The sequence below is a fragment of the Curtobacterium sp. 18060 genome (genome assembly GCF_902706105.1).
GTDB lineage: Bacteria > Actinomycetota > Actinomycetes > Actinomycetales > Microbacteriaceae > Curtobacterium.
The window spans coordinates 183000-205752 of sequence record NZ_CACSJV010000001.1 but is presented as its reverse complement, the minus strand read 5'-3'; the positions used below and the strand labels follow the sequence as shown (position 1 = coordinate 205752).

At 70.8% G+C, this 22753-nt stretch carries 18 protein-coding genes; 15 read left to right on the top strand and 3 right to left on the bottom strand.

Annotation, left to right across the window (positions count from 1 at the left end; all coding sequences use genetic code 11):
- The first annotated feature begins 282 nt into the window (after positions 1 to 282).
- The 3 genes from GVL05_RS00980 to GVL05_RS00970 are packed head-to-tail and all read left to right on the top strand — an operon-like array spanning position 283 to position 4455.
- Entirely contained in the window at positions 283 to 2091 is a 1809-nt protein-coding gene (locus tag GVL05_RS00980; protein ID WP_159570474.1) for an ABC transporter ATP-binding protein, read from the top strand.
- Entirely contained in the window at positions 2088 to 3992 is a 1905-nt protein-coding gene (locus tag GVL05_RS00975; RefSeq protein ID WP_235035782.1) for an ABC transporter ATP-binding protein, read from the top strand. Before GVL05_RS00980 ends, GVL05_RS00975 begins: the two co-directional genes overlap by 4 nt.
- A gap of 37 nt (positions 3993 to 4029) precedes the next feature.
- Positions 4030 to 4455, top strand: coding sequence for a DUF805 domain-containing protein (locus tag GVL05_RS00970; RefSeq protein WP_159570471.1), 426 nt, complete (start codon positions 4030 to 4032; stop codon positions 4453 to 4455).
- Positions 4456 to 4494: 39 nt separating this feature from the next.
- Here GVL05_RS00970 and GVL05_RS00965 read toward each other — a convergent pair whose 3' ends face one another.
- Positions 4495 to 4842: an MGMT family protein gene (locus tag GVL05_RS00965; protein ID WP_235035781.1), complete on the bottom strand. Its 348-nt coding sequence runs from the start codon at positions 4840 to 4842 to the stop codon at positions 4495 to 4497.
- A gap of 30 nt (positions 4843 to 4872) precedes the next feature.
- Positions 4873 to 5328: a GNAT family N-acetyltransferase gene (locus GVL05_RS00960; protein ID WP_111085338.1), complete on the bottom strand. Its 456-nt coding sequence runs from the start codon at positions 5326 to 5328 to the stop codon at positions 4873 to 4875.
- Between the two features lie 85 nt (positions 5329 to 5413).
- Here GVL05_RS00960 and GVL05_RS00955 point away from each other — a divergent pair, with 85 nt between their 5' ends.
- The 11 genes from GVL05_RS00955 (at position 5414) to GVL05_RS00905 (ending at position 20850) form a co-directional block, all read left to right on the top strand.
- Positions 5414 to 6775 carry an ROK family transcriptional regulator gene (locus tag GVL05_RS00955; protein WP_159570468.1) on the top strand — a complete coding sequence of 454 codons (1362 nt, stop codon included), beginning with the start codon at positions 5414 to 5416 and terminating at the stop codon, positions 6773 to 6775.
- Positions 6776 to 6857: 82 nt separating this feature from the next.
- Positions 6858 to 7787: a hypothetical protein gene (locus tag GVL05_RS00950; protein ID WP_159570465.1), complete on the top strand. Its 930-nt coding sequence runs from the start codon at positions 6858 to 6860 to the stop codon at positions 7785 to 7787.
- A 116-nt stretch (positions 7788 to 7903) separates the two neighbouring features.
- Complete coding sequence (locus tag GVL05_RS00945) at positions 7904 to 10318, top strand: lamin tail domain-containing protein (protein ID WP_159570462.1); 2415 nt, start codon at positions 7904 to 7906, stop codon at positions 10316 to 10318.
- Positions 10319 to 10440: 122 nt separating this feature from the next.
- Positions 10441 to 11283, top strand: coding sequence for a PhzF family phenazine biosynthesis protein (locus GVL05_RS00940; RefSeq protein ID WP_159570459.1), 843 nt, complete (start codon positions 10441 to 10443; stop codon positions 11281 to 11283).
- A gap of 222 nt (positions 11284 to 11505) precedes the next feature.
- On the top strand, positions 11506 to 12864 hold the full coding sequence (locus GVL05_RS00935; protein WP_123293238.1) for an extracellular solute-binding protein: 1359 nt from the start codon (positions 11506 to 11508) through the stop codon (positions 12862 to 12864).
- A gap of 173 nt (positions 12865 to 13037) precedes the next feature.
- Positions 13038 to 13922 (top strand): carbohydrate ABC transporter permease, encoded by an 885-nt coding sequence (locus tag GVL05_RS00930; protein WP_235035790.1) that lies wholly within the window; start codon positions 13038 to 13040, stop codon positions 13920 to 13922.
- 68 nt (positions 13923 to 13990) lie between these two features.
- On the top strand, positions 13991 to 14821 hold the full coding sequence (locus GVL05_RS00925; RefSeq protein WP_173169120.1) for a carbohydrate ABC transporter permease: 831 nt from the start codon (positions 13991 to 13993) through the stop codon (positions 14819 to 14821).
- 37 nt (positions 14822 to 14858) lie between these two features.
- A complete protein-coding gene (locus GVL05_RS00920; protein ID WP_159570456.1) occupies positions 14859 to 17972 on the top strand; it encodes a glycoside hydrolase family 38 C-terminal domain-containing protein in 3114 nt (1037 codons plus the stop codon).
- A 279-nt stretch (positions 17973 to 18251) separates the two neighbouring features.
- Positions 18252 to 19223, top strand: a complete 972-nt coding sequence (locus GVL05_RS00915) for a hypothetical protein (protein ID WP_159570453.1) — start codon at positions 18252 to 18254, stop codon at positions 19221 to 19223.
- A gap of 33 nt (positions 19224 to 19256) precedes the next feature.
- Complete coding sequence (locus tag GVL05_RS00910; RefSeq protein WP_159570450.1) at positions 19257 to 19997, top strand: histidine phosphatase family protein; 741 nt, start codon at positions 19257 to 19259, stop codon at positions 19995 to 19997.
- Positions 19987 to 20850, top strand: coding sequence for an NAD(P)H-hydrate dehydratase (locus GVL05_RS00905; protein WP_133937279.1), 864 nt, complete (start codon positions 19987 to 19989; stop codon positions 20848 to 20850). Before GVL05_RS00910 ends, GVL05_RS00905 begins: the two co-directional genes overlap by 11 nt.
- A 126-nt stretch (positions 20851 to 20976) precedes the next feature.
- Here GVL05_RS00905 and GVL05_RS00900 read toward each other — a convergent pair whose 3' ends face one another.
- Positions 20977 to 21414 (bottom strand): YdeI/OmpD-associated family protein, encoded by a 438-nt coding sequence (locus GVL05_RS00900; RefSeq protein ID WP_159570447.1) that lies wholly within the window; start codon positions 21412 to 21414, stop codon positions 20977 to 20979.
- Positions 21415 to 21605: 191 nt separating this feature from the next.
- On the opposite strand from GVL05_RS00900, the gene GVL05_RS00895 reads away from it, so the two are divergent.
- Positions 21606 to 22748, top strand: coding sequence for an ABC transporter substrate-binding protein (locus tag GVL05_RS00895; protein ID WP_123936902.1), 1143 nt, complete (start codon positions 21606 to 21608; stop codon positions 22746 to 22748).
- Positions 22749 to 22753 lie beyond the last annotated feature (5 nt).

The window sequence follows — 22753 nt, the reverse complement described above, 5'->3', positions numbered from 1 at the left end:
GCCAGGCCGTTCCCACGGCCTCGCGGCGCCGCACGACCAGCGTCCGCGAACCACCCGCCTGAACCCGGGGGACGAGTGTCTCCCGGTGCCCTCCGGCCCGACCGACGTCACGCGAGTGACGGCGGAGGCGCGACCACGCGCCCGGCCGATGATCACCACGCAACGCCACACCGAGCCTCCAGGTCGAGGCCGCGCACGCACCGCACGCCAGAGCAAGCAAGCAGCAGGCGGCCAGGGCGCAGCGCGACCCGGGGACCCGGCAGACGCATGAGGACGCAACGCATGTCCAAGTCGCCCACCACGGCGCGCCCGTCCACCTTCCGCGCGATCGCGCGGATCTACCCCTACGTGAAGCCCTACCAGGGGCGCCTCATCGGCGGCATGGCCGCAGCGATGGGAGCCTCCTTGGTGGCGCTCGCAATCCCCTACGTCCTGCAGTGGCTCGTCGACGGCCCGCTGTCATCGAAGGACGGCGCACAGATCTGGCCCGCCGGCCTCGGCGTGCTCGCCCTCGGTGTGCTCGAGGCGTTCTTCATCGCCTCGCGCCGCCGGATGGTGATGCGCCCCTCGACGCGGATCGAGGCCAGCATGCGGAACTCGCTGTACGCGAAGCTGCAGGACCTGCCCGTCGCGTTCCACGACCGGTGGGAGTCGGGGCAGCTGCTGTCCCGTTCCGTGTCGGACCTGTCGTTGATCCGCCGCTGGCTGGCCTTCGGTGTCGTCCTGCTCGTCGTGAACGTCGTGACGATCGTCGTCGGCTTCGTCGTGCTGTTCACCTTCGGGTGGCTGCTCGGGCTGATCTTCCTGATCGCGTCGATCCCGCTGTGGATCAACGGGCTGCTGTTCGAGCGTCGGTACTCCGTCGTCGCGCGCCGCAGCCAGGACCAGGTCGGTGACCTCGCGACGAGTGTCGAGCAGTCGGTGCACGGCATCCGCGTGCTCAAGGCGTTCGGCCGCGGCGGGTCGAAGCTCGAGGAGTTCAGCGAGCAGGCCGAAGCCCTGCGTGGCACGGAGATCAAGAAGGCGAAGGCCATCGCGAGCATCTGGCTGTGGCTGCTGCTCGTGCCGGACGTCGCGTTCGCGCTGTGCCTGCTCGCCGGCATCTGGCTGGCGTCGCAGGGCGAGATGACCGTCGGTCAGCTGTTCGCGTTCTTCGCGACGGCGACGGTGCTGCGGTTCCCGATCGAGTCGATCGGCTTCCTGCTCTCGATGACGTTCGACACCCGCACGGCGGTCGACCGCTTCTTCGAGGTCATGGACTCCGAGAACACCATCACGGACCCGAAGGACCCGAAGACGATCACCGAGCCGCACGGTGCGCTGTCGTTCAACGACGTGCACTTCCGGTACCAGGACTCCGCGCCGCAGTACCCGGACCTGATCAACGGCGTCGAGCTGCAGCTGCAGCCGGGCGAGACCATGGCGCTCGTCGGGCTCACGGGCTGCGGCAAGACGACGCTGCTCTCGCTGGTGCCGCGTCTGTACGACGTGACCGGCGGATCGGTGACGATCGACGGGGTCGACATCCGCGACCTCACCCGCGAAGAACTGCGCCGGCACGTCGGCGTCGCCTTCGAGGACGCCACCCTGTTCTCGTCGACCGTGCGTGAGAACGTGCTGCTCGGTCGACCGGACGTGCAGGGTGCCGAGGCCGAGGCGCTCATGCGCGAGGCACTCGACATCGCGCAGGCGTCCTTCGTGGACGACCTGCCCGACGGCGTGGACACCCGGGTGGGCGAAGAGGGGCTGTCGCTGTCCGGTGGACAGCGCCAGCGCCTGGCGCTCGCTCGCGCGATCGCCGCGCGGCCGTCGGTGCTCGTGCTCGACGACCCGCTGTCGGCGCTCGACGTCGACACCGAGGCACGGGTCGAGGCGGGCCTGCGCCGCGTGCTCGCCGACACCACGTCGCTCATCGTGGCGCACCGTCCGTCGACGGTGACGCTGGCCGACCGGGTCGCCCTGATGGAGAACGGCGTCGTCACCGCCGTCGGGACCCACCACGACCTGATGGCCACCAACGAGCACTACCGCTACGTCATCTCGTCGCTCGACGACGACGACGCGACCGCACGACAGGAGGCGATGGCATGAGCCAGCAGACGGACCAGAACCTGCCGGGAGGCACGGCACCGGTCACCGACGACGCTGCGGACGCGCAGTCTGCCGCGCCCGTCACCGCCTCGATCACCACCCTGGGCGTGCGCGGCGAGGAGCGCGAGGACTTCACCAAGGCGGAGAGCAAGCGCCTGCGGCGTCGCTCCCTCGCCCTGCTCGGTTCCCTCGCGGCCCCGCTGAAGCTCCGTCTGGTGCTGCTCGGGATCGTCGTCGTGGTCTCCACGGCGGGCACGGTCGCGGGCCCGGCGCTCATCGCGTGGGGCATCGACAACGCCCTGCCCGCGGTGATGGACCAGAACGACTGGGTGCCGGCGTTCGGCGTCGTCGCGACGTACATCGTCGTGGCCGTCCTCGGCGCAGTGCTCACCGCCTGGTACACCGTGCTCGCCGCACGGATCAGCCAGGCCATCCTGTTCGACCTGCGCAAGCGGGTGTTCCTGCACACGCAGCGGCTGTCGCTCGAGTTCCACGAGACCTACACGTCCGGTCGGATCATCTCCCGCCAGACGAGTGACCTCGACTCGATCCGTGAGCTGCTCGACTCCGGCCTGAACCAGCTCATCCAGGGCGTGCTCTACATGGTGTTCACCGCCGTGGCCCTGGTGCTGCTCGACCCGACGTCCGGCCTCGTGCTCGCGGTGTCGCTCGTGCCGCTCTGGTTCCTGATCCGCTGGTTCCAGAAGAACTCGCAGACGCTGTTCCGCGCCACCCGCGTCACCTCGGCGCGCGTGATCGTGCACTTCGTCGAGACGATGACGGGCATCCGTGCCGTGCAGGCGTTCCGCAAGGAGTCGCGCAACAAGGACGAGTACGGCGGCTTCGTCGAGGACTACCGGCTGGCGAACACGAAGGTGTTCAACCTGTTCGGGACGTTCGACCCGGTGCTCGTGCTCATCGGCAACGCCACGCTCGCTGCGGTGGTCGTCGTCGGCGGCTTCCGGATCGTCGGTGGGACGCTCGAGGTCGGTGCGCTGCTCGCGGTCGCGCTGTACGCCAAGCGCTTCTTCGACCCGGCGCAGGAGCTCGCGATGTTCTACAACGGGTACCAGTCGGCCTCGGCGGCGATGGAGAAGATCTCCGGCGTCCTCGAGGAACGGCCGAGCGTGCCGGACCCCGTGAAGCCGACCAAGCTGGCCGACGCCACGGGCAAGATGGACTTCGACGAGGTCGTGTTCGCCTACAACGCGGGCAAGGTCGTCCTGCCGGAGTTCGACCTGCACATCCCGTCCGGGCAGACCATCGCGCTCGTCGGATCCACCGGCGCCGGGAAGTCGACGCTCGCCAAGCTCATGGCGCGCTTCTACGACCCGTCGCACGGTTCCGTGCGGCTCGACGGCGTGGACCTGCGCGACCTCGACACGAAGGACATGCGCCGCGCGATCGTCATGGTCACGCAAGAGGCCTACTTGTTCTCCGGCACGGTCGCGGACAACATCGCGCTCGGCAAGCCGGGGGCCTCCCGCGCCGAGATCGAGGCGTCCGCCAAGGCGGTCGGCGCGCACGAGTTCATCGTGGCGCTCCCCGACGGGTACGACACCGACGTGAACAAGCGCGGTGGTCGTGTCTCGGCGGGACAGCGGCAGCTGCTCTCGTTCGCGCGGGCGTTCATCGCGGACCCGAAGGTGCTCATCCTCGACGAGGCCACGGCGTCGCTCGACATCCCCTCGGAGCGGCTGGTGCAGGAAGGGCTCGAGACCCTGCTCGCCGACCGCACCGCGGTGATCATCGCGCACCGCCTGTCCACGGTCGCGATCGCCCACCGCGTGCTCGTGATGGAACACGGGAAGATCGTCGAGGACGGCACCCCCGCCGACCTCATCTCGGGTACCGGGCGGTTCGCACAGCTGCACGCGGCCTGGCGCGACTCGCTCGTGTAGGACGCAGCCGGGCTGCACCACGTGGTTGGCTTGCTCCATGAGCAACGACAGCGTGCAGCCCGGCGGCGTCGCCCTGCGCGACCCCTTCTACGGCGCACCCTTCACCGAGGCCGTCCGGCGGTTCTGGCGGAAGTACACCGTGTTCACCGGACGGGCCTCGCGTGCCGAGTTCTGGTGGTGGTGGATCACGTCGCTCGCGATCGGACTCGTCCTGCAGCTCGTCCCGCAGGCGTTCACGCCGGACACCGCGCTGTTCGAGAACCCCGTCGGGTCCTACCTGTTCGTCCTCTGGGGCCTCGCGACCCTGATCGGGTCGCTCGCCCTCAGCGCCCGACGGCTGCACGACGCCGGCCTGTCCGGCTTCTGGCAGTTCCTGCACGTCGTGCCCGGCATCGGCTCGCTCGTCGTGTACGTGCTGTGCCTGGTCCCGACCAGCCCGAAGGGCGAGCGCTTCGACCGCTGACCGCCGGCGGACGGACGGCCGACGTGCGTGGGCCGGGCGTCAGAACGGGTCGTCCGCATCCGTGGACGGCGACCAGCGGGCACGACGCATGTCGAGCCTCCAGGCCGCCGTCCCCTGCACGAGCGGCGTGCCCTCCGCGCGGTAGTGCTGGAGCGCACGGGCCTCGTGGTGCAGCGGCGGGTGCCCACCCGCGCGTACCACGCGCCACCAGGGCAGGTCGGCGCCCTCGTGCGCCATCACCTTGCCGACCGCACGCGACGCGCGTGAGCCGAGCGCCGCGGCGACGTCGCCGTACGTCATGACGTGACCCGGCGGGATCATCCGGACCACCTCGGCCACCGCCGCCCCGAAGTCCTGCTCCGGCGCCGGGGCGTCGTCCTCGGGCACGTCGTCGGTGAGTACGTCGTCGGAGACGTACTAGAGCGTCAGGACCGCGAAGTGGTCGCCGTACTGGGTCTCGCGGACGACCTCGAAGCCGACTGCACGGAAGAACGCCTCGGGGCTGTCGTCGCCACCGGGCTCGTACACGACCGTCAGGCGTTCCTGTCCACGGCTGCGGGCCTCGTCCGCCAGGCCGTGCACGGCGAAGCGGCCGACGCCGCGACCCTGCGCCGTGCCGGCGACGTTGACCCGCCAGATGGCGCTGCGCAGCTCTTCCTGCGCGTTGTCCGCGTCGAACGAACCGATGATGAGGCCCAGGACCTCGTCGCCGTCCAGGACCACCCGGGTCCACGCGGAGCTCGGCTTGACGTCGGACTCGGCGACCCCGTAGGTGGTCGGCTGCACGAACTGTTCCTGACCCGGCTTGAGCGTCAGGGAGTTCGCCGCGGCAGCGGTCTTCGCGGAGAGTTCTTCGAGACGCAGGTCGGCCATGCGGCCAGGGTAACGGTGCGACCCGTGTGGGGGCCAGCGCGGACGGCAGACCGAGACCGCACCGTTGCCGCGGTATGGTCGCGGAATGGCAGAACATCGGCGTGGAGCGAACCTCCCGTCGATCGGCGGGTTCAACCGCACGGTCGTGCTCGATGCCGTCCGACGCTCGCCGGACGGCCTGAGCCGTGTCGAACTCGCCTCGCGGACCGGCCTCAGCGCGCAGACGGTGTCGAACGTCACCCGCTTCCTGATCGAGGCCGGCATGATCGTCGAGTCCGGCACCGTCGTCGCCGGTCGGGGCAAGCCGCGCACCATCCTGCGGCTCGAACCCGGCAGCCGCTACGCCGTCGGCGTGCACGTCGACCCGGCCGTCGTCACCTACGTGCTGCTCGACCTGGCCGGTACCGTCGTCGCCTCGTCCACCACCTCGACCCCGACCGCCGACGACCCGTCCGAGGTCGTCCGCTCCATCGGCTCCGCCGTCGACGGCCTGATCGCCGACGCCGGCGTGGACGTCGACGGGGTGCTCGGTGTCGGGATCGCCAGCCCCGGCCCCATCGACGTCGACGCCGGCATCGTCGTCGACCCGCCGTTCCTGCCCCGGTGGCGTGACGTGCCCCTGCGCGACGCGCTCGCCGAGGCCACGGGCTACCCCGTCCTGCTCGAGAAGGACGTCACGGCCGCCGCGGTCGGCGAGATGTTCCTGGCGGGGGAGTCGTCGGCGCGGAACTTTGCGTTCGTGTACTTCGGCACCGGCTTCGGCGTCGGGCTCGTCGTCGACCACGAACCCGTGCGCGGGGTCGGGTCGAACGCCGGGGACGCCGGGCACATCATGGTCGACCAGCGATCGCTCGCCGGCACCCCCGACGGGTCCGGCACCCGCGGCGAGGTCGGCGCGGCCGTGGCACCGGACCGACTCGTGCGGATCGCGCGGGAGCGGGGGGTGGCGTTGTCCGGCGGCGGCGACGCTGCCGGTGCGGTCTCGTCCGGCGGTGTGGTCTCGTCCGGTGGTGCGGTCTCGTCCGGTGGTGCGGCCGTGTCCGGTGGTGCGGCCGCGTCCGACGGGTCGGTCCCGTCCGACGGGTCGGTCGACGCGGTGAACCGTGCCTGGGACGAACTCGCCGAGGCCATCGCCGCCGGCGACGAGGCCGCGATCACGCTCGCAGCCGAAGCCGGCACCGTCATGGGCGACGCCGCCGTCGTCATCGTGAACCTGCTCGACATCGACCGGGTCGTGTTCGGCGGACCGTTCTGGTCCCGCATCGCGAGTGCCGCACTGCCGGCCGCCCGCGCGGCGATCGTCGGGTCGCCGTTGCTCGTGCCGAAGCACGCGGTCGACGTGGTCGAGAGCGACCGCGGTGCCGACGTCGCCGCGGTGGGGGCCGCGTGCCTGGTGCTCGACGCCGCGTTGTCCCCGCGGGCGAGCGGGCTGCTCATCCGCCGCTGACGGCGGTCGGGGGTGGCTCGCACCGCCCGCTACGCTGCGAACCGACGGATCCGCCAGGTGGGCGGCGAACGACGGGGGACACATGACGGACAACGGCGCCGCGGGCACGATCGACCGACGCTGGGCGAAGGTCCGGCCGTTGGTGTTCCGGACGATCATCGGCGCGGTCGTCGCAGCCGGGCTCGTCGGCATCGTGGCGGTGCTGGTCGGCGACTTCGGACGGGTCGCGGTGCAGCTGCTCCTGACGATCGTCGTGGTGGTCGTCTTCGCCCTGCTGTCCTGGTACGACGCCGACGTCTCGTCACGCCGATCGGGCACGTTCGCGTTCGTCAGCATTGCCACGTCGATGTACCTGCTCGTCGCGGGGCTGTACAAGGTGTGGCTCGCCCCGACGGACTCCTCTGGCGATGACGGCCTCTGGCTCGTCGGCGAGCGGTTCTGGCACTGGATCTGGCTCGTCGGCGTCGCCCGCGTGGCGCTCCTGCACGTGCACCTGCTGCTCGTCATCCACCGCCGGTACCCGACACCGGCGCTCCAGGTCGTCGCGAAGGCCACCGTCGGGGTCATCGCCCTGCTCGCACTGCTGCTGTCGATCCCGCTGCTCGCACCCGACGTGGACTACGCCCGCGGCTACTGGCGACTCGTCTGGGTGGTGGTCATCCTCGACCTGCTCGGAACGGTCGTCGTCCCGCTCAGCAACGCGCTCTTCCGCCCGCGGGGCGCCGTCCCGGCGGGGGCGGTCGGAGCGTGGCCGACGCCGGAAGCGCCGCCGGCAGCACCCCCGACGGCGCCCGCGACACCGATCGCGACGTGGGCCGCCACTCCGGTGCCCGATGCCCCGACGGCTGCCACGGCCGCCACGGCGGCCGGCCCGGTCAGCGGGGACCGGTACCGGTACGAGCCGCGCCCGGAGGCGTCGCGTGCCCTGGCGTGGCCGCGGTACGTCGACGGCACGCCACTGCCGGCGCTGCCCGACGGGTCGCCCGACTTCTCCGGGGTCGCGCAGGGCTGAGGGATCCCGCGCTCGGGCGCCGCGCGACACCTGTCGTTCACCGGGCGGCCACCGGTCGGACGCCCGGGTGCTGAACAGTCGTGCAGGTCTCCCCTCCCCTCCCGAGAAGGACCTGCATGCGCACTCCTGCCCTGCGCCCCCGCTCCGTGCGGATCGGTGCTGCCATCGTCACCGCGCTGGCCCTCGGCGCCGGTGTCGTCACGGCCAGCCCGGCACTCGCCGCCGTCGGTGACGACGACCCGAGCGTCGGCGCCGCCGCCCCGAACGGCCTCGTCGTCAACGAGGTCGAGTCGAACGGCGACGACACCGACTGGGTCGAGCTGCAGAACACGTCGTCGGCGTCGATCGACCTGACCGGTTACGCGTTCCTCGACGACGACAGCACCCACGACGCCTACGTCCTGCCCGCCGGCTCGACGATCGCCCCCGGCGGGTACTTCGTCATCGACCAGCTCTCGGCGACCGCACCGGGGTTCGACTTCGGACTCGGTGGCGCCGACACCGCGCGGGTGTACGACCCCGCCGGCGACCTGGTGCTCCGGTACTCGTGGACGAGCCACGCGGTCGTCACGTACGGCCGGTGCGCCGACGGGACCGGTGCGCTGGTCGACACCACCGCGTCGACGAAGGGGGCCGCCAACGACTGCTCCTCGCCCGTGCGCATCAACGAGGTCGAGTCGCAGGACGGCACCCCCGGCGACTGGGTGGAGCTGACCAACGTCGGTAGCACCACGGTCGACCTGGGCGGGTACGTCCTCAAGGACAGCGAGGACGACCACGCGTACACGATCCCCGCCGGCACGACGATCGCGGCCGGGGGCTTCACCGTCCTCGACGAGGCGGACTTCGGCTTCGGACTCGGCAAGGCCGACTCCGCCCGGGTCTTCGATCCGCGGGGTGCGCTGGTCGACTCGTACTCGTGGACGGCCCACGCTGCCGCCACGTACGGCCGCAACCCGGACGGCACCGGCGACTTCGCCGAGACCGCCGAGTCGACGAAGGGCACGGCGAACCGGTTCGCCGGAGTCGTCACCGCCGAGCCGTGGCCCGGTGGCGCCGACGAGACCGTGCTCGACGACGAGGACACCTTCACCGGTGACCTGAGCGGCATCGACTGGACCACCTCCAGCACCTCCGAGGACGGCCAGCTCTGGGCCGTGCAGAACGGCGACGGCCTGCTCTACCACCTGACCTCGGACGGTCAGGGCGGCTGGGCGCCGTCGAACGCCGCGGGCACGGACCTGCGGTACGCCGACGGCACGGGGACCCCGGACGCCGAGGGCGTCACCGTCACGAGCGACGACCCGGGCGCCGTGTACGTGTCGACCGAGCGGGACAACGACGTGTCGAAGACCAGCCGTCCGTCGGTCCTGCGGTACGCCACCACCGACGGATCCGAGTCGACGTTGCGCGCCACCGACGAGTGGAACCTCGCAGCCGACTTCCCGGGGCTCGGTGCGAACGCCGGTCTCGAGGGCGTCACCTGGATCCCGGACTCGTGGCTCACCGAGCACGGCTTCGCCGACGAGCACACCGGCGCGGCCTACGCGCCGTCGACGTACGCCGGACACGGCGAGGGGCTCTTCTTCGTCGGCGTCGAGGGCACCGCGAGCGTCTCCGCCTACGCCCTGATGGCGGACGGCTCGTTCCAGCGTGTGGCCACCATCGGTTCGCCGTTCGCGGTCGTCGCCGACGTGCAGTTCGACCCGACCCTCGACGCGCTCTGGGTGGTGTGCGACGACGCCTGCGCCGGACGCAGCGCGCTGTACGAGCTGACCAACGGTGTCTTCACCGCCGCGAAGGTCTTCGAGGCTCCGTCGAACGCGGACCGGACGCTCGCCAACGAGGGCTTCGCGATCTCCGGCGTCTGCGCCGACGGGCAGCGTGCGACCTTCTACGCCGACGACAACGACACGAACGGGTTCTCGCTCCGCACCGGGACGTACCCGTGCGAGGGCGGCGGCACCGACCCGGGCACGGACCCGGGCACCGACCCGACCCCCACGCCCACGCCTGCTCCGGGTGACGGCGGATCGACGCCTGCGCCGACCCCCGGGACCGGTGGACCGACGCCGACCCCGTCGCCGACCGCTCCGACCGCTCCGGCCGCCCCGGTGGCTCCCTCGGAGACCGGCCTGACGGACACGAACCGTGGGGGCGTCTCGGCCCCGTCGTCCGCCCGCGCGGGGGAGACCATCACGGTCACGGTGGGCACGCGGTACGCCGGCGACCGGGTGAACGTGTGGCTGTACTCGACGCCGACGCTGCTCGGCACCGTGACGGTCGGCGCTGACGGCACGGTGCGCGTCACGATCCCGGCCGATGCTCCGGCTGGCGAGCACCGCATCGTCGTGACCGCGGAGGACGGCACGGTGCTGGGCTGGACCCCGATCACGATCACCGCTGACGGGCAGCTCGCGTTCACGGGTGCCGAGGGCCTCGGTGTCGGTGCGCTCATCGCGTTCCTGCTGCTCGCCGCGGGTGCGGGTGTGCTGATCGTCCGCCGTCGCAAGGCGGCGGCGGCGGAGTAGTCCCCACGCCCCACGGGGGCACTTCGTGAGCAGGAATGGTCGGGTTCGCTCAGCGGACCCGACCATTCCTGCTCACCATGCGTGATCAGCAGTCCTCGCCGCCCCCGCAGTAGCGTCGGAGCATGAGCATCGACGTCCTCCGGTACACCGCCTTCGCCGCCGAGCCCGGGGGCGGCAACCCCGCCGGCCTGGTCCTCGACGCAGCAGCGCTTTCCGACGACGAGATGCTCGCCGTCGCCCGCGAGGTCGGCTACCCCGAGACCGCGTTCGTCGTCGGCGCCACGGCGACGTGCCCGCACGTCCGCTACTTCTCGCCCGCCGCCGAGGTGCCGTTCTGCGGGCACGCGACGGTCGCGCTCGCGGTGGCGCTCGCCGAACGGCAGGGGCTCGGCCGCCGAGTGTTCACGACGGCCGCCGGCGAGGTCGCCCTCGACGCCACCACCGGTCCGGACGGGGTGGTCCGGGTCGCGATGACGAGTGTCGAACCGGCGACGCGGGACATCGACTCGGCGCTCCTCGGGCGGTTGTTCGACCTGCTCGGGCTCACGGCCGACGACATCGCGCCGGGCTTCCCGGTGCTCGAGTCGTTCGCCGGCAACTGGCACCCGGTGCTCGTGCTGCACGACCGCGAGCTCTTCCACCAGTTCCGGTTCGCACCCGGACCGCTCGCCGACCTCAAGCACGAGGCCGGCTGGCAGGGGACGGTCACAGTGCTGCACCGGACCGGGGAGCGCGAGTACGAGGCGCGGAACCTGTTCCCCGCCGGCCGCATCACCGAGGACCCGGCGACGGGTTCGGCGGCAGCGTCGACCGGGGCGTACCTGCGCGAGGTCGGTGCCGTCGAGCCGGGGGACCGCGTCGTCATCCGGCAGGGGCGCCACGTCGGTCGTCCGAGCCTGCTGCTCGTCGACGTGCCGGAGTCCGGCGGGATCACCGTGACGGGGAGCGCGACCCCGATCGACTGACGGACGTTCCTTCCCAGAGCGCGTGCGATGGGAAGCGGAATCGGGCGTACCTGGTCGAAAGTTCCGACCAGGTACGCCCGATTCGGCACGGTTCACCCCCAACCACGCGCACCCGACGCGCGCGGCGCGAAAAACTCCTTGACACGGATAAGTCCATACGCTGGACTAATCCTGCGCGCGGGCGATGGAGCCCGCGGATGTCACCCGTGCAAAGGAGCACCGATGAAACGCACCCGCATCATCGCCGGACTCGCAGCCGTGGCCGTCGCCGCGGTCGGCCTGGCAGGCTGCTCAGCCTCGGGGTCCGCCTCGAGCGACACGATCAAGATCGCGTACCAGAAGTTCGGAGCCTTCCAGCAGCTCGACGCCCAGATGAAGGTCGTCAAGAAGGAGTACGAGAAGGACAACCCGGGCAAGAAGGTCACGCTCGTCCCGATCCAGGCCCAGGGCAACGACTACTACACGAAGCTCGCGCTCATGAACAAGGCGCCCGCGACGGCTCCCGACGTCATGTACGAGGACACCTTCCTCGTCAAGGCCGACGCCGAGGCCGGCTACCTCCTGCCGCTCGACAAGTACACGGCGAAGTGGAAGGACTGGGACCAGTTCTTCGACAACGCCAAGCAGGCCGGCCAGGGTGACGACGGCAAGATCTACGGCGTCCCGATGGGCACCGACACCCGTGCGCTCTGGTACAACAAGGACATCTTCAAGTCCGTCGGCCTGCCCGTGCCGTGGCAGCCGAAGACCTGGGACGACGTGCTCGCCGCGGCGAAGACGATCAAGGACAAGAAGCCCGACCTCATCCCGTTCAACATCTACTCGGGCAAGGCGCAGGGCGAGGCGTCGACCATGCAGGGCTTCGAGATGCTCCTGTACGGGGCGGACGGCTCCGGCAACACGCTCTACAAGGACAAGAAGTGGGTCACGGGCTCGAAGCAGTTCGAGGACTCGCTGCAGTTCGTGAAGGACGTCTACCAGGGCGGCCTCGGCCCGACACCGCAGCAGGCGCTCGACACGAACGTCGGCACGACCATCGCGCAGACGTGGCTGCCGAAGGGCAAGCTCGCGATCGACCTCGACGGTTCGTGGCAGTCCGGCACGTGGCTCAAGTCCGGCACCGCGCCGTGGGCCGAGTGGAACGACGTGATGGGTCAGGCACCGATGCCGACGCAGAACGGTCAGGACCCGGGCTACAACTCGATGTCCGGTGGCTGGACCCTGGCGGTCGGCGCGAAGTCGAAGAACCCGCAGGCGGCGTTCGACTTCATCACGAGCTTCCTCGACAAGGACGGCTCGCTGAAGTACGACACCGAGAACAGCCAGATCGCCGTCCGCAAGGACGTCGCGGACGACACCGCCTACACCGACGCCAACCCGACGTTCAAGTTCTTCTCCGGACTGGTGGAGAACACGAACTTCCGCCCGGCGACGAGTGACTACTCGCAAGTGTCGAACGCGATCCAGGTCGCGATGGAGTCGGTCATGACCGGACAGCAGACACCGAAGCAGGCGGCCGCCGTGTACGACAAGGCCGTCACGCAGGTGGTCGGCAAGGAGAACACCGTCTCGGCTGGTTGACGGACGTCACCCACTGACGGACGGGAGGCGCGGGGCGGCCCCGCACCGCGCCTCCCGTCCGTCCTTCCCCACCTTCGGAACCCCTCCGCACCCGGAAGGCACCCATCGTGTCCAGCACCCCCCTCGCGCCGACGTTGTCGGCGCCCGGTGCGCCGAAGCGCACCGATCCACCCGTGCCGCGCAAGCGGCGACCACTGCGGAACGTCGGCCGAGCGGTCCCGCTCCTGCCCGCCCTCGTCCTGCTCGTCATCTTCCTGCTCGGCCCCGTCATCTCGTCGTTCTACGGGTCGTTCACGAACTCCGCGCTCACCGGCGCCGGCGCTGCCGACCAGCAGTTCGTCGGCTTCCAGAACTACGTCGAACTGTTCCAGGACCCGGACTTCCCGAAGTCCGTCATCCTGACGGTCGTGTTCCTGCTCGCCTCGGCGGTCGTGGGACAGAACGTGCTGGGGCTGGGCCTCGCACTCCTGATGCGCTCGGCCAACAAGGCCGTCCGCGCGATCGTCGGTACCTTCGTCGTCGCCGCCTGGGTCCTGCCCGAGATCGTCGCCTCGTTCGCCGCGTACGCGTTCTTCAACGACGAGGGCACGCTCAACGAGTTCCTGAAGTCCATCGGCATCAGCGGACCGAACTGGCTCTACACGTTCCCGATGTTCGCCGTGATCCTGGCGAACATCTGGCGCGGTACGGCCTTCTCGATGCTCGTCTACTCCGCCGCCGTGCAGGAGGTCCCCGAGGAGATCACCGAGTCCGCCGAGGTCGACGGTGCCACCGGGTGGCAGCGCCTCGTCTACATCACCCTGCCGGTGATCCGACGGAGCATCTCCACCAACCTGATGCTGACGACGCTGCAGACGCTGTCGGTCTTCACCCTCATCTTCGTGATGACCGGGGGTGGGCCGGGCACGAACTCGTCGACCCTGCCGATCCTCGCCTACCAAGAGGCGTTCAAGTTCTCGCAGCTCGGCTTCGGGACCGCGATCGCGACCATCCTGCTCGTGGTGGGGGCGGTCTTCTCGATCATCTACATCCGAGCACTCAAGCCGGAGGTGGACTGATGGCCATCACTGCCCCGTCCCTCGACCCGACCACCACCCGCTCGGTGACCGCTCCCGGTTCGCTGCACATGACGTCGCCCCGCGGCCGCACCATGCGGTGGGTGGCGAACACCGTGCTGCTCGTCATCGCGGTGTGCTTCGCGGTCCCGCTGCTCTGGCTCGTCCTCGCCTCGGTCGACACCCAAGCATCGCTGTCCGTGAAGCTGCCGACGCAGTTCACGCTCGACAACTTCACGAAGGTGCTCACACCCGAGCTGTCGTTCATCCCACTCGCGAACAGCCTGCTGCTCTCCGGCGGCACGGCAGTCGTCACCGTGGTCTTCGCCCTGCTCGCCGCGTACCCGCTGTCCCGCTACAAGATGCGGGTCAACAAGCCGTTCCTGTACAGCATCCTGTTCGGGACCGGCCTGCCGATCACCGCCATGATGGTGCCCGTCTACGCGCTGTTCGTGTCGCTCAACCTGATCGACAACGTGTGGGGCTGCATCTTCTTCCTCGCCGCGACGTCGCTGCCGATGGCGATCTGGATGGCGAAGAACTTCATGGACTCCGTGCCGATCTCGCTCGAAGAAGCAGCGTGGACCGACGGGGCGTCGATGATGACCACCCTGACGCGCATCGTCGTCCCGCTCATGCGTCCGGGCATCGCCGTCGTGTTCATCTTCGTGTTCATCCAGGCGTGGGGGAACTTCTTCGTCCCGTTCGTCCTGCTGCTCTCGCCCGACAAGGTGCCCGCCGCGGTGAGCATCTTCAACTTCTTCGGGCAGAACGGGGCGGTCGCGTACGGACAGCTCGCCGCGTTCTCCATCGTCTACTCCGTGCCCGTCATCGCCCTCTACGTGATCGTGTCCCGAGGCCTCGGCGGCGGCAACGCCCTCGCCGGCGGCATCAAGGGCTGATCCGCTGGCCCCGGTCGGCTCTCTCGAAAGGAACCACATGCACCAGGACGAACCGCTCGTCGAGGCCCGGATCGCCCGCCTCGTCCGCGACCGTGTCGACCCCGCCGTCCACCGCCGCTCGGCGCCGGTGACGATCGAGGCGTGGGAGGTGCCGGACGAGCCGGTGCCGTTCGACTCCGCCGTCCAGCAGGCGTACACACCGTTCACCGTGGGCAGCGCCTGGGGTGGCCGGCCGTGGGGGACCACCTGGTTCCGGATCACCGGCACCGTCCCCGCCGACTTCGGTACCGCGCCGGGGACCACTGCGGAACTGCTCGTCGACCTCGGGTTCACCAAGCGGCACCCGGGGTTCCAGGCCGAGGGACTGGCGTACCGGCCCGACGGCTCCACGATCAAGGGCGTGGAGCCGCGGAACGACACCGTGCCCGTCGAGGTCGGTGCAGGGGAGTCGTTCGAGCTGTACGTCGAGGCCGGCGCCAACCCGGACATCGGCGGCGACTCGTTCCAGGGCGCGACGCCCCTCGGGTCGCGGTCGACCGCGGGCGACAAGCCGATCTACCGCGTGCGCGCCCTCGAACTCGTCGAGCGCGACGACACCGTGTGGGAGCTGCAGCAGGACTTCTGGGTCCTGCGTGGCCTGATGGCGGAACTCCCCACCGACGGCACCCGCGGCGCCGACATCCTGCACGCCCTCGAGCTCGCAGCCGACGCCCTCGACCCCGACGACGTCGCCGGCACCGCAACCGATGCTCGTCAGGTGCTCGCACCCGTACTGGCCGTCCCGGCCAGTGCCGCGGCACACCGGGCGATCGCCGTCGGCCACGCGCACATCGACTCCGCCTGGCTCTGGCCGGTGCGCGAGACGATCCGCAAGTGCGCCCGCACCTTCTCGAACGTCCTCGACCTGATGGACCGCGACCCGGACTTCACCTTCGCGTGCTCGTCGGCGCAGCAGTACGCGTGGATCCGCGACGGCTACCCGTCGATCTGGGCCCGCATCAAGCAGCGCGTCGCCGAGGGCCGGTGGATCCCGGTCGGTGGCATGTGGGTGGAGTCGGACACGAACCTGCCCGGCGGTGAAGCGCTCGCCCGCCAGTTCGTCGCCGGCAAGCGCTTCTTCCTCGAGGAGTTCGGCATCGACACCCCCGAGGCCTGGCTGCCCGACTCGTTCGGCTACTCCGGCGCGCTGCCCCAGATCGTCCGGGCCGCCGGCTCGAAGTGGTTCGTCACCCAGAAGCCGTCGTGGAACGAGACGAACGTCATCCCGCACACGTCCTTCCACTGGGAGGGCATCGACGGCTCGCGCATCCTGACGCACCTGCCGCCGGCCGACACCTACAACTCCGACGTCTCCGCCGCCGATCTGCACCGGGGCGAACAGAACAACAAGGAGCGCGGCGTCGCCAACACCTCGATGCTGCTCTACGGCTTCGGTGACGGTGGCGGCGGACCCACCCGCGAGATGGTCGCAGCCGCCCGACGCCAGCACGACCTGGACGGCTCGCCGCGCGTGCAGCTCGGCACCCCCGCCCAGGTCTTCGAGGAGCTCGAACGGGTGCTGCCGACCCCCGGTGTGTGGTCCGGCGAGATGTACCTCGAGTTCCACCGTGGCACCTACACGTCGCAGATCCGCACGAAGCAGGGCAACCGCCGCTCCGAGCACCTGCTCCGCGAAGCCGAGCTGTGGGCGTCGACCGCGGCCGTGCGCCTCGGGCTGGACTACCCCTACGAAGAGCTCGAGCGCGCCTGGCACACCGTCCTGCTGCAGCAGTTCCACGACATCCTGCCGGGGTCCTCGATCGCCTGGGTCTACGAGAACGCCGAGGAGAACTACGCGCAGATCGCCCAGGTGCTCGAGGGGCTGATCGGCAACGCGACGACCGCGCTCGCGAACGGGGGCGCTGCGGCGCTCGCCGGGGTCGGGGCCTCGTCGTCGGCCGCCGCCGGCGGCAGCAGCGCGCTGCTCGACGCGCCGTCCGGCGCCGACGCCGTCGGCGGCAGTGGCTCGTCCGGGAACGTCGTGCGCTTCAACGCCTCGCCGGTCGCGGCGGGAGACGCGGCCGCCCTGGGTGGTTCGCTCGGCTCGGAACCGCGACCCGTGCCTCCCGTCCGCTCCGGCGACCACTTCGTGTTCGACACGGGCGTCGTCACGGCGACCATCGACGGCGCCGGCCACGTCGTGTCGCTCGTCGACCGCGCCAGCGGGCGCGACGCGATCGCACCGGGTGCGGCCGCTGCCGAGTACACCGTCTTCCGCGACACCCCGAACCAGTGGGAGGCGTGGGACATCGACCGTGCGTACCAGCGCAACGGCACCGTCCTGTCAGCGTCGTCGGTCGCGATCGACGGCTCCTCGCTCGTGGTGGAACGGGCCTTCGGGTCGTCGACGCTCACGACCCGGTACTCGGCGGTCGCCGGGCTCGCAGAGCTGGTGATCGAGACCGAGGTCGACTGGCACGAGCACCAGAAGCTGCTGAAGCTCGCGTTCCCGGTGGACGTCCGTGCGTCGTCCGCCTCGAGCGAGATCCAGTTCGGCCACATCGACCGGCCGACCCACCAGAACACCTCGTGGGACCACGCCCGCTTCGAGACGTCGGCGCACCGCTGGGTGCACGTCGCCGAGCCCGGGTTCGGCGTCGCGGTGGCGAACGACTCCACCTACGGGCACGACATCACACGCTCGACGCGGCCCGACGGCGGGACCACGACGCTCGTGCGCGAGTCGCTGCTGCGCGGGCCGACGTTCCCGGACCCGAACGCCGACCAGGGGCACCACGTGTTCCGGACGGTGCTGCGGGTGGGGGCGTCGGTGCTCGACGCTGCCGACTCCGGCTACCGGCTGAACCTGCCGGTGCGCTCGGTCGCGGGGACGACCGGGGTTTCGCCGCTGGTCTCGGTGTCGTCGCCGCAGGTCCTGGTCGAGGCCGTGAAGCTCGCCGAGGACCGCTCCGGTGACGTGGTCGTGCGACTGTACGAGGCCTCCGGTGGTCGGGCGACCGACGTCGGGGTGTCGTTCGGGTTCGACGTCGCTTCGGTGGCGACGGTGGACCTGCTGGAACGCCCGCTGGGGGACTCGTGGGACTCGGGGGAGCCGGTCGTGCTCACGCTCCGGCCCTTCGAGATCGTGACCCTGCGGGTACGCCGGGCCTGAGGCAGCGGGGCCGGTCCCCCTCGGGGGAGAGACCGCGGCGCCGGACGGGACACGGGTGCGTTCCGTCCGGCGCCGCTCTGCGTGTGGTTGGTGGGCGTACCTGGTCGATTCGGGCGTACCTGGTCGAAAGTTCCGACCAGGTACACCCGATTCCGCTTGGCATCGCGGCCGTTCTGGGAAGGAACGTCCTCCCTCCACAGGCGGGCAGGCCTGGAGGCCCGTCCACAGACCTCGACGTCAGCCCGCTGGGCGCATGGCGGGTCGGGCAACGTCTCCTCCATGAACGAACCGCTGCCCATCCTCCGAGCCTCGGCCACGCGTGAGGCCGGACTCGACGCCACCACCCTGCGCCGCCGGACCCGACTCCAGGGTCCGGGCCGACTCGTCCGGGCAGGGCCGAACGCGTTCGTCGACGGCGCAGCGTGGGACGCGGCCGGGCCACGGCAGCGGTACGTCACCCGCGTGTACGCGCGGCTCGGCCGGCTCGGCCCGCGGGCGACGGCCTCGCACGACTCAGCGGCCGCGGTGCACGGGCTGCCCGCGCTCGGCGGGTGGAGCGTCCCGGTGCACGCCACCGTGCCGGAGTCGATGTACCGGGGCAGGACCGCTGAGCTGGTCCTGCACACGAGACCGGTGTCCGGCGCTGAACGGGTCCGGGTCGGCGACCTCGCCGTGACCGCGGTCCCGCGGACGGTGATCGACATCGCGATGAGCGGGGACCTGCGCACTGGGGTCGTCGTGGCAGACGCTGCGCTGCGCAACGGGACCGAGCGCGACGAGCTGTGGCGAGCGGTGCACCCGAGTGCTCGCGGGCGGGCCCGGGCCGCGCAGGTCCTCGACCTGGCCGACGGACGTTCGGGGTCGCCGGCGGAGTCCCTCGCGCGCGTGGTCTTCCGCGAGCTCGGGTTGCCCGCTCCCGTGCTGCAGCAGGAGTTCGTCGTCGATGGCCGCAGGTCCGCCGTCGACTTCTGGTTCCCCGCAGAAGGCGTCGTCGTCGAGATCGACGGACGCGCGAAGTACACGCAGGACCGGTACCTCGGCGGTCGCAGCCAGATCGAGGTGTTCCTGGACGAGAAACGTCGCCACGCCAGGCTGCTCACGGTGCCGGGTGTGCGGACGATCATCCGGCTCGAGTGGCGGGACCTGTTCGACCTCGATGCGCTGGCGCTCCGGTTCCGCGCCGCGGGGTTGCCGTGTGCGATCCGCCCGGTCCGGAGCGCCCGCCGCACCGCAGTCGGTGGGCGTCGGTGAGCCGGCTCAGCGCGGCGTGGTTAGCGTGGCGGCATGGCAGTGCAGGAGATCTGGCTCGTCCGCCACGGTGAATCGCTCGCGAACGTCGCCGCCGCCCGAGCAGAGGCAGCGGGCGACGACGTCATCGACGTCGAGTACCGGGACGCCGACGTCCCGCTGAGCCCGCTCGGCGAGTCGCAGTCGCGGTCGCTCGGACAGGAACTCGCCGATCGTGGCATCGACGACGTCCCCGTGGCGCTGTGGGTCTCGCCGTACCTGCGTGCGAAGCAGACCATCGAGATCGCGCTCGGGGCCGGCGGGCTGGCCGAGCCCGAGAAACGGGTGGACGAGCGGCTCCGCGACCGCGAGCTCGGTGTGCTCGACCTGCTCACCCTGCAGGGTGTGCGGAACCGGTACCCCGACGAGGAACGTCGCCGGCAGTGGCTCGGCAAGTACTACCACCGGCCAGCGGGCGGCGAGTCCTGGGCCGACGTGATGCTCCGGCTCCGATCGGCACTCGTCGACGTCGAACGGATCGAGGGCACCGAGCGGCTCGTCGTCGCGGCCCACGATGCCGTCGTGATGCTGGTCGTGGCGGTGTGCCTCGACCTCGACGAGCCGGCGCTCATGGAGTTCGCTCGGACGCACGCGGTCGCGAACGCCTCCCTCACCCGACTCCGGCGCGAGCGTGCGGGCGCACCGTGGGTGCTCGAGGAGTTCTCCTCCGTCGGGCACCTCGACGACGACGAGGTCACGGCACACACCGGCCGGAAGGACGACGAGCATGTCCGCTGAGACCGTCACCCCGAACTTCCTGCGGGACTGGCCGCTCCCCGAGCCCGGCGCCGGCAAGTACGGTCGCGGGCAGGTGCTCGTGGTCGGCGGCGCAGCGCGGACGCCCGGAGCCGCGATGCTCTCGGCGCTCGCTGCACTCCGGGTGGGAGCGGGGCGGCTCACCCTCGCGGTGGGACGGAGCATCGCGAACGAGGTCGCGGTCGCCGTGCCCGAGTCCGGCGTCGAACCGCTCGACGAGGACGCGGACGGTCACGTCGCCGTGGGCGCGATCGAGGGGATCGCGGACTCGGCTGCGAGCGCGGACGCGCTGCTCGTCGGCCCAGGACTCGACGAGCCGAACGGCACCCGTGACCTGGTGGCCGGACTCGCCGACGTCGTCGGACCACAGACCACCGTCGTGCTCGATGCGTTCGCCCTCGGGGTGGCGGCCGACGTGCGGGACCGTCTGGAACCGCTCCGGGGTCGGCTGGTGATGACGCCCAACTCCGGCGAAGCCGAACGGCTCCTCGGTCGGGAGGGCAGCGGCGACGACGTGGCCGACGCGATGGCGATCGCGCAGCGGTTCGGTGCGGTCGTGGCCCTGGGGGACGCCATCGCGACTCCCCAGGGGCGGAGCTGGATCAAGGGCACCGGCTCCGGAGGACTCGGCACCAGCGGCAGCGGCGACGTCCTGTCGGGTGCGGTCGCCGGCCTGCTCGCTCGTGGCGCGGAACCGGCACAGGCGGTGGCGTGGGCGTCCTACGTGCACGCGGCTGCCGGTGATCGGCTCGCGGTGCAGGTCGGGCCCCTCGGGTACCTGGCGAGCGAACTCGTGACCGAGATCCCGCGGGTGCTCGTCGAACTCGGCGCCTGAGCTCGCCCGTTCTTTCCCAGAGCGCGCGCGATACCTCATGGTTTCGGGCATACCTGCCAGGAACTTTCGACCAGGTACGCCCGAATCGACCAGGTACGCCGCCCGCGCCGCGCCGCCCCGCGCCGCTCAGCCCTGCAGCGCCTCCACGGCCTTCGCGATGCGCCGCGCTCGGGTCTCCGGCGCCTTCGCCTGCGACACCGGGTCGGCGAGCGCTCGCTGCCGCGAGTTCGAAAGGGTGTCGAAGGCCGCACGGACCCCGGCCTCCTGCAGCGCCGCCGCCAGGTCGTCGGGCAGGTCGATGACCCGGGGCTGCGTGTCGACGACGAGCGTGACCTCGACGGTGTCCCCGGCAGCGATGCCCGCGGCCTCGCGGTGCGACGCGGACAGCGGCACCAGGAACTGCTCGTCCATGACCCCGACGGTGGACCGGTAGGTGTAGCCGCCGTTGATCGTGACCACCACCGGCGGGCGCTTCCCCGCACCCAACGCGTCGATCACGGCGGACGGGACCGGGAGCCCTGTCGCCGTCTTCCTCGCCAGCAGGACCGTCGTCGTGAACTGCATCCGTGCCTCCAGTGCGATGTGGACGCGACCGTGCGTCCGAGGTGGGAAACCAGCAGAACCGTACAGGCGTACCCGCTGTTCCGCCACCGTTCACCGCCGCAGCACGGGCCGGAAACCGGCCACGTCCACGATCGTCCCGGGCCGAACAACCCCCGGCCCCACCCGCAGCACCCACCCGAAAGGCACCTCCCGTGCAGCACAAGCGCACCATCGCCGGCATCGCCCTCGCCGCCGCAGCGATCGTCACCCTCGCCGGATGCTCGGCCACGAGCTCGGCCAGCACGACGAAGGACGACACGAACTGGAAGACCGCCACGAGCGCCGAGGCCTCCGGTGGCATGGACGCCCTCGTGAAGGCTGCGAAGGCCGAGGGACAGCTCAACGTCATCGCGCTGCCGCCGTCGTGGGCCAACTACGGCAAGATCATCGACGGTTTCACGAAGAAGTACGACATCAAGGTCAACTCCGCGAACCCGAACGGCTCCAGCGCCGACGAGGTCGCCGCGGTGAAGTCGCAGAAGGGGCAGTCCACCGCTCCCGACGTGCTCGACCTCGGCAACGCCGTGCTGCAGGAGAACCTCGACCTGCTGACGGACTACAAGGTCGCGAACTGGAGCGACATCCCGGACACGCTCAAGGAGCAGGACGGCGCCTGGACCCGCGACTACACGGGCCTGATGTCGATCGGCTACGACTCGTCGAAGATCACGGACGCCCCGAAGGACCTGACGGACCTGCTCGGCTCCGAGTACAAGGGCAAGGTCTCGATCGCGGGCGACCCGACGCAGGCGAACCAGGCCGCATCGGCCGTGTACCTGGCCGCGCTCGAGAACGGCGGCTCGGCCGACGACATCACCAAGGGCGTCGACTACTTCGGCAAGCTCAAGCAGGCCGGCAACTTCCAGAACGTGCTGCCCACGCAGGCCACGGTCGCCTCGGGTGAGACCCCCGTGGTCATCCAGTGGTCGTACAACAACCTCGCGTGGGGCCCCGCAGCGGGTGCGAGCGGCAACAAGAACTGGAAGACCGTCGTGCCCGAGGGTCAGGCGCTCGGTTCGTACTACTCGCAGGCCATCAACAAGGACGCCCCGCACCCCGCCGCAGCGCGCCTGTGGCAGGAGTACATCGCCAGCCCCGAGGCGCAGAACCTGTACCTGCAGGCCGGTGCGTTCCCGTCGACCCTCGCCGCCCTGGAGGAGTCCGGCAAGGTCGACCAGGACGCCCTCGACGCCGCCGGTGGTGCGCCGAAGGACTACGTCGAGCTGACCGACGCACAGGTGGCAGACGCCGCGAAGGTGCTGTCCGCCAAGTGGTCCTCGACCATGGGGTCCTGACCAGC

Excerpts from the sequence above, each read along its gene's own strand:
- GVL05_RS00935 (WP_123293238.1), top strand. The coding sequence starts at position 11,506 with ATGAAACGCACCCGCATCATCGCCGGACTCGCAGCCGTGGCCGTCGCC.
- GVL05_RS00960 (WP_111085338.1), bottom strand. The coding sequence starts at position 5,328 with ATGGCCGACCTGCGTCTCGAAGAACTCTCCGCGAAGACCGCTGCCGCG.
- GVL05_RS00920 (WP_159570456.1), top strand. The coding sequence starts at position 14,859 with ATGCACCAGGACGAACCGCTCGTCGAGGCCCGGATCGCCCGCCTCGTC.
- GVL05_RS00950 (WP_159570465.1), top strand. The coding sequence starts at position 6,858 with ATGACGGACAACGGCGCCGCGGGCACGATCGACCGACGCTGGGCGAAG.
- GVL05_RS00905 (WP_133937279.1), top strand. The coding sequence starts at position 19,987 with ATGTCCGCTGAGACCGTCACCCCGAACTTCCTGCGGGACTGGCCGCTC.
- GVL05_RS00975 (WP_235035782.1), top strand. The coding sequence starts at position 2,088 with ATGAGCCAGCAGACGGACCAGAACCTGCCGGGAGGCACGGCACCGGTC.
- GVL05_RS00980 (WP_159570474.1), top strand. The coding sequence starts at position 283 with ATGTCCAAGTCGCCCACCACGGCGCGCCCGTCCACCTTCCGCGCGATC.
- GVL05_RS00945 (WP_159570462.1), top strand. The coding sequence starts at position 7,904 with ATGCGCACTCCTGCCCTGCGCCCCCGCTCCGTGCGGATCGGTGCTGCC.
- GVL05_RS00910 (WP_159570450.1), top strand. The coding sequence starts at position 19,257 with ATGGCAGTGCAGGAGATCTGGCTCGTCCGCCACGGTGAATCGCTCGCG.
- GVL05_RS00955 (WP_159570468.1), top strand. The coding sequence starts at position 5,414 with ATGGCAGAACATCGGCGTGGAGCGAACCTCCCGTCGATCGGCGGGTTC.
- GVL05_RS00915 (WP_159570453.1), top strand. The coding sequence starts at position 18,252 with ATGAACGAACCGCTGCCCATCCTCCGAGCCTCGGCCACGCGTGAGGCC.
- GVL05_RS00970 (WP_159570471.1), top strand. The coding sequence starts at position 4,030 with ATGAGCAACGACAGCGTGCAGCCCGGCGGCGTCGCCCTGCGCGACCCC.
- GVL05_RS00925 (WP_173169120.1), top strand. The coding sequence starts at position 13,991 with ATGACGTCGCCCCGCGGCCGCACCATGCGGTGGGTGGCGAACACCGTG.
- GVL05_RS00940 (WP_159570459.1), top strand. The coding sequence starts at position 10,441 with ATGAGCATCGACGTCCTCCGGTACACCGCCTTCGCCGCCGAGCCCGGG.
- GVL05_RS00900 (WP_159570447.1), bottom strand. The coding sequence starts at position 21,414 with ATGCAGTTCACGACGACGGTCCTGCTGGCGAGGAAGACGGCGACAGGG.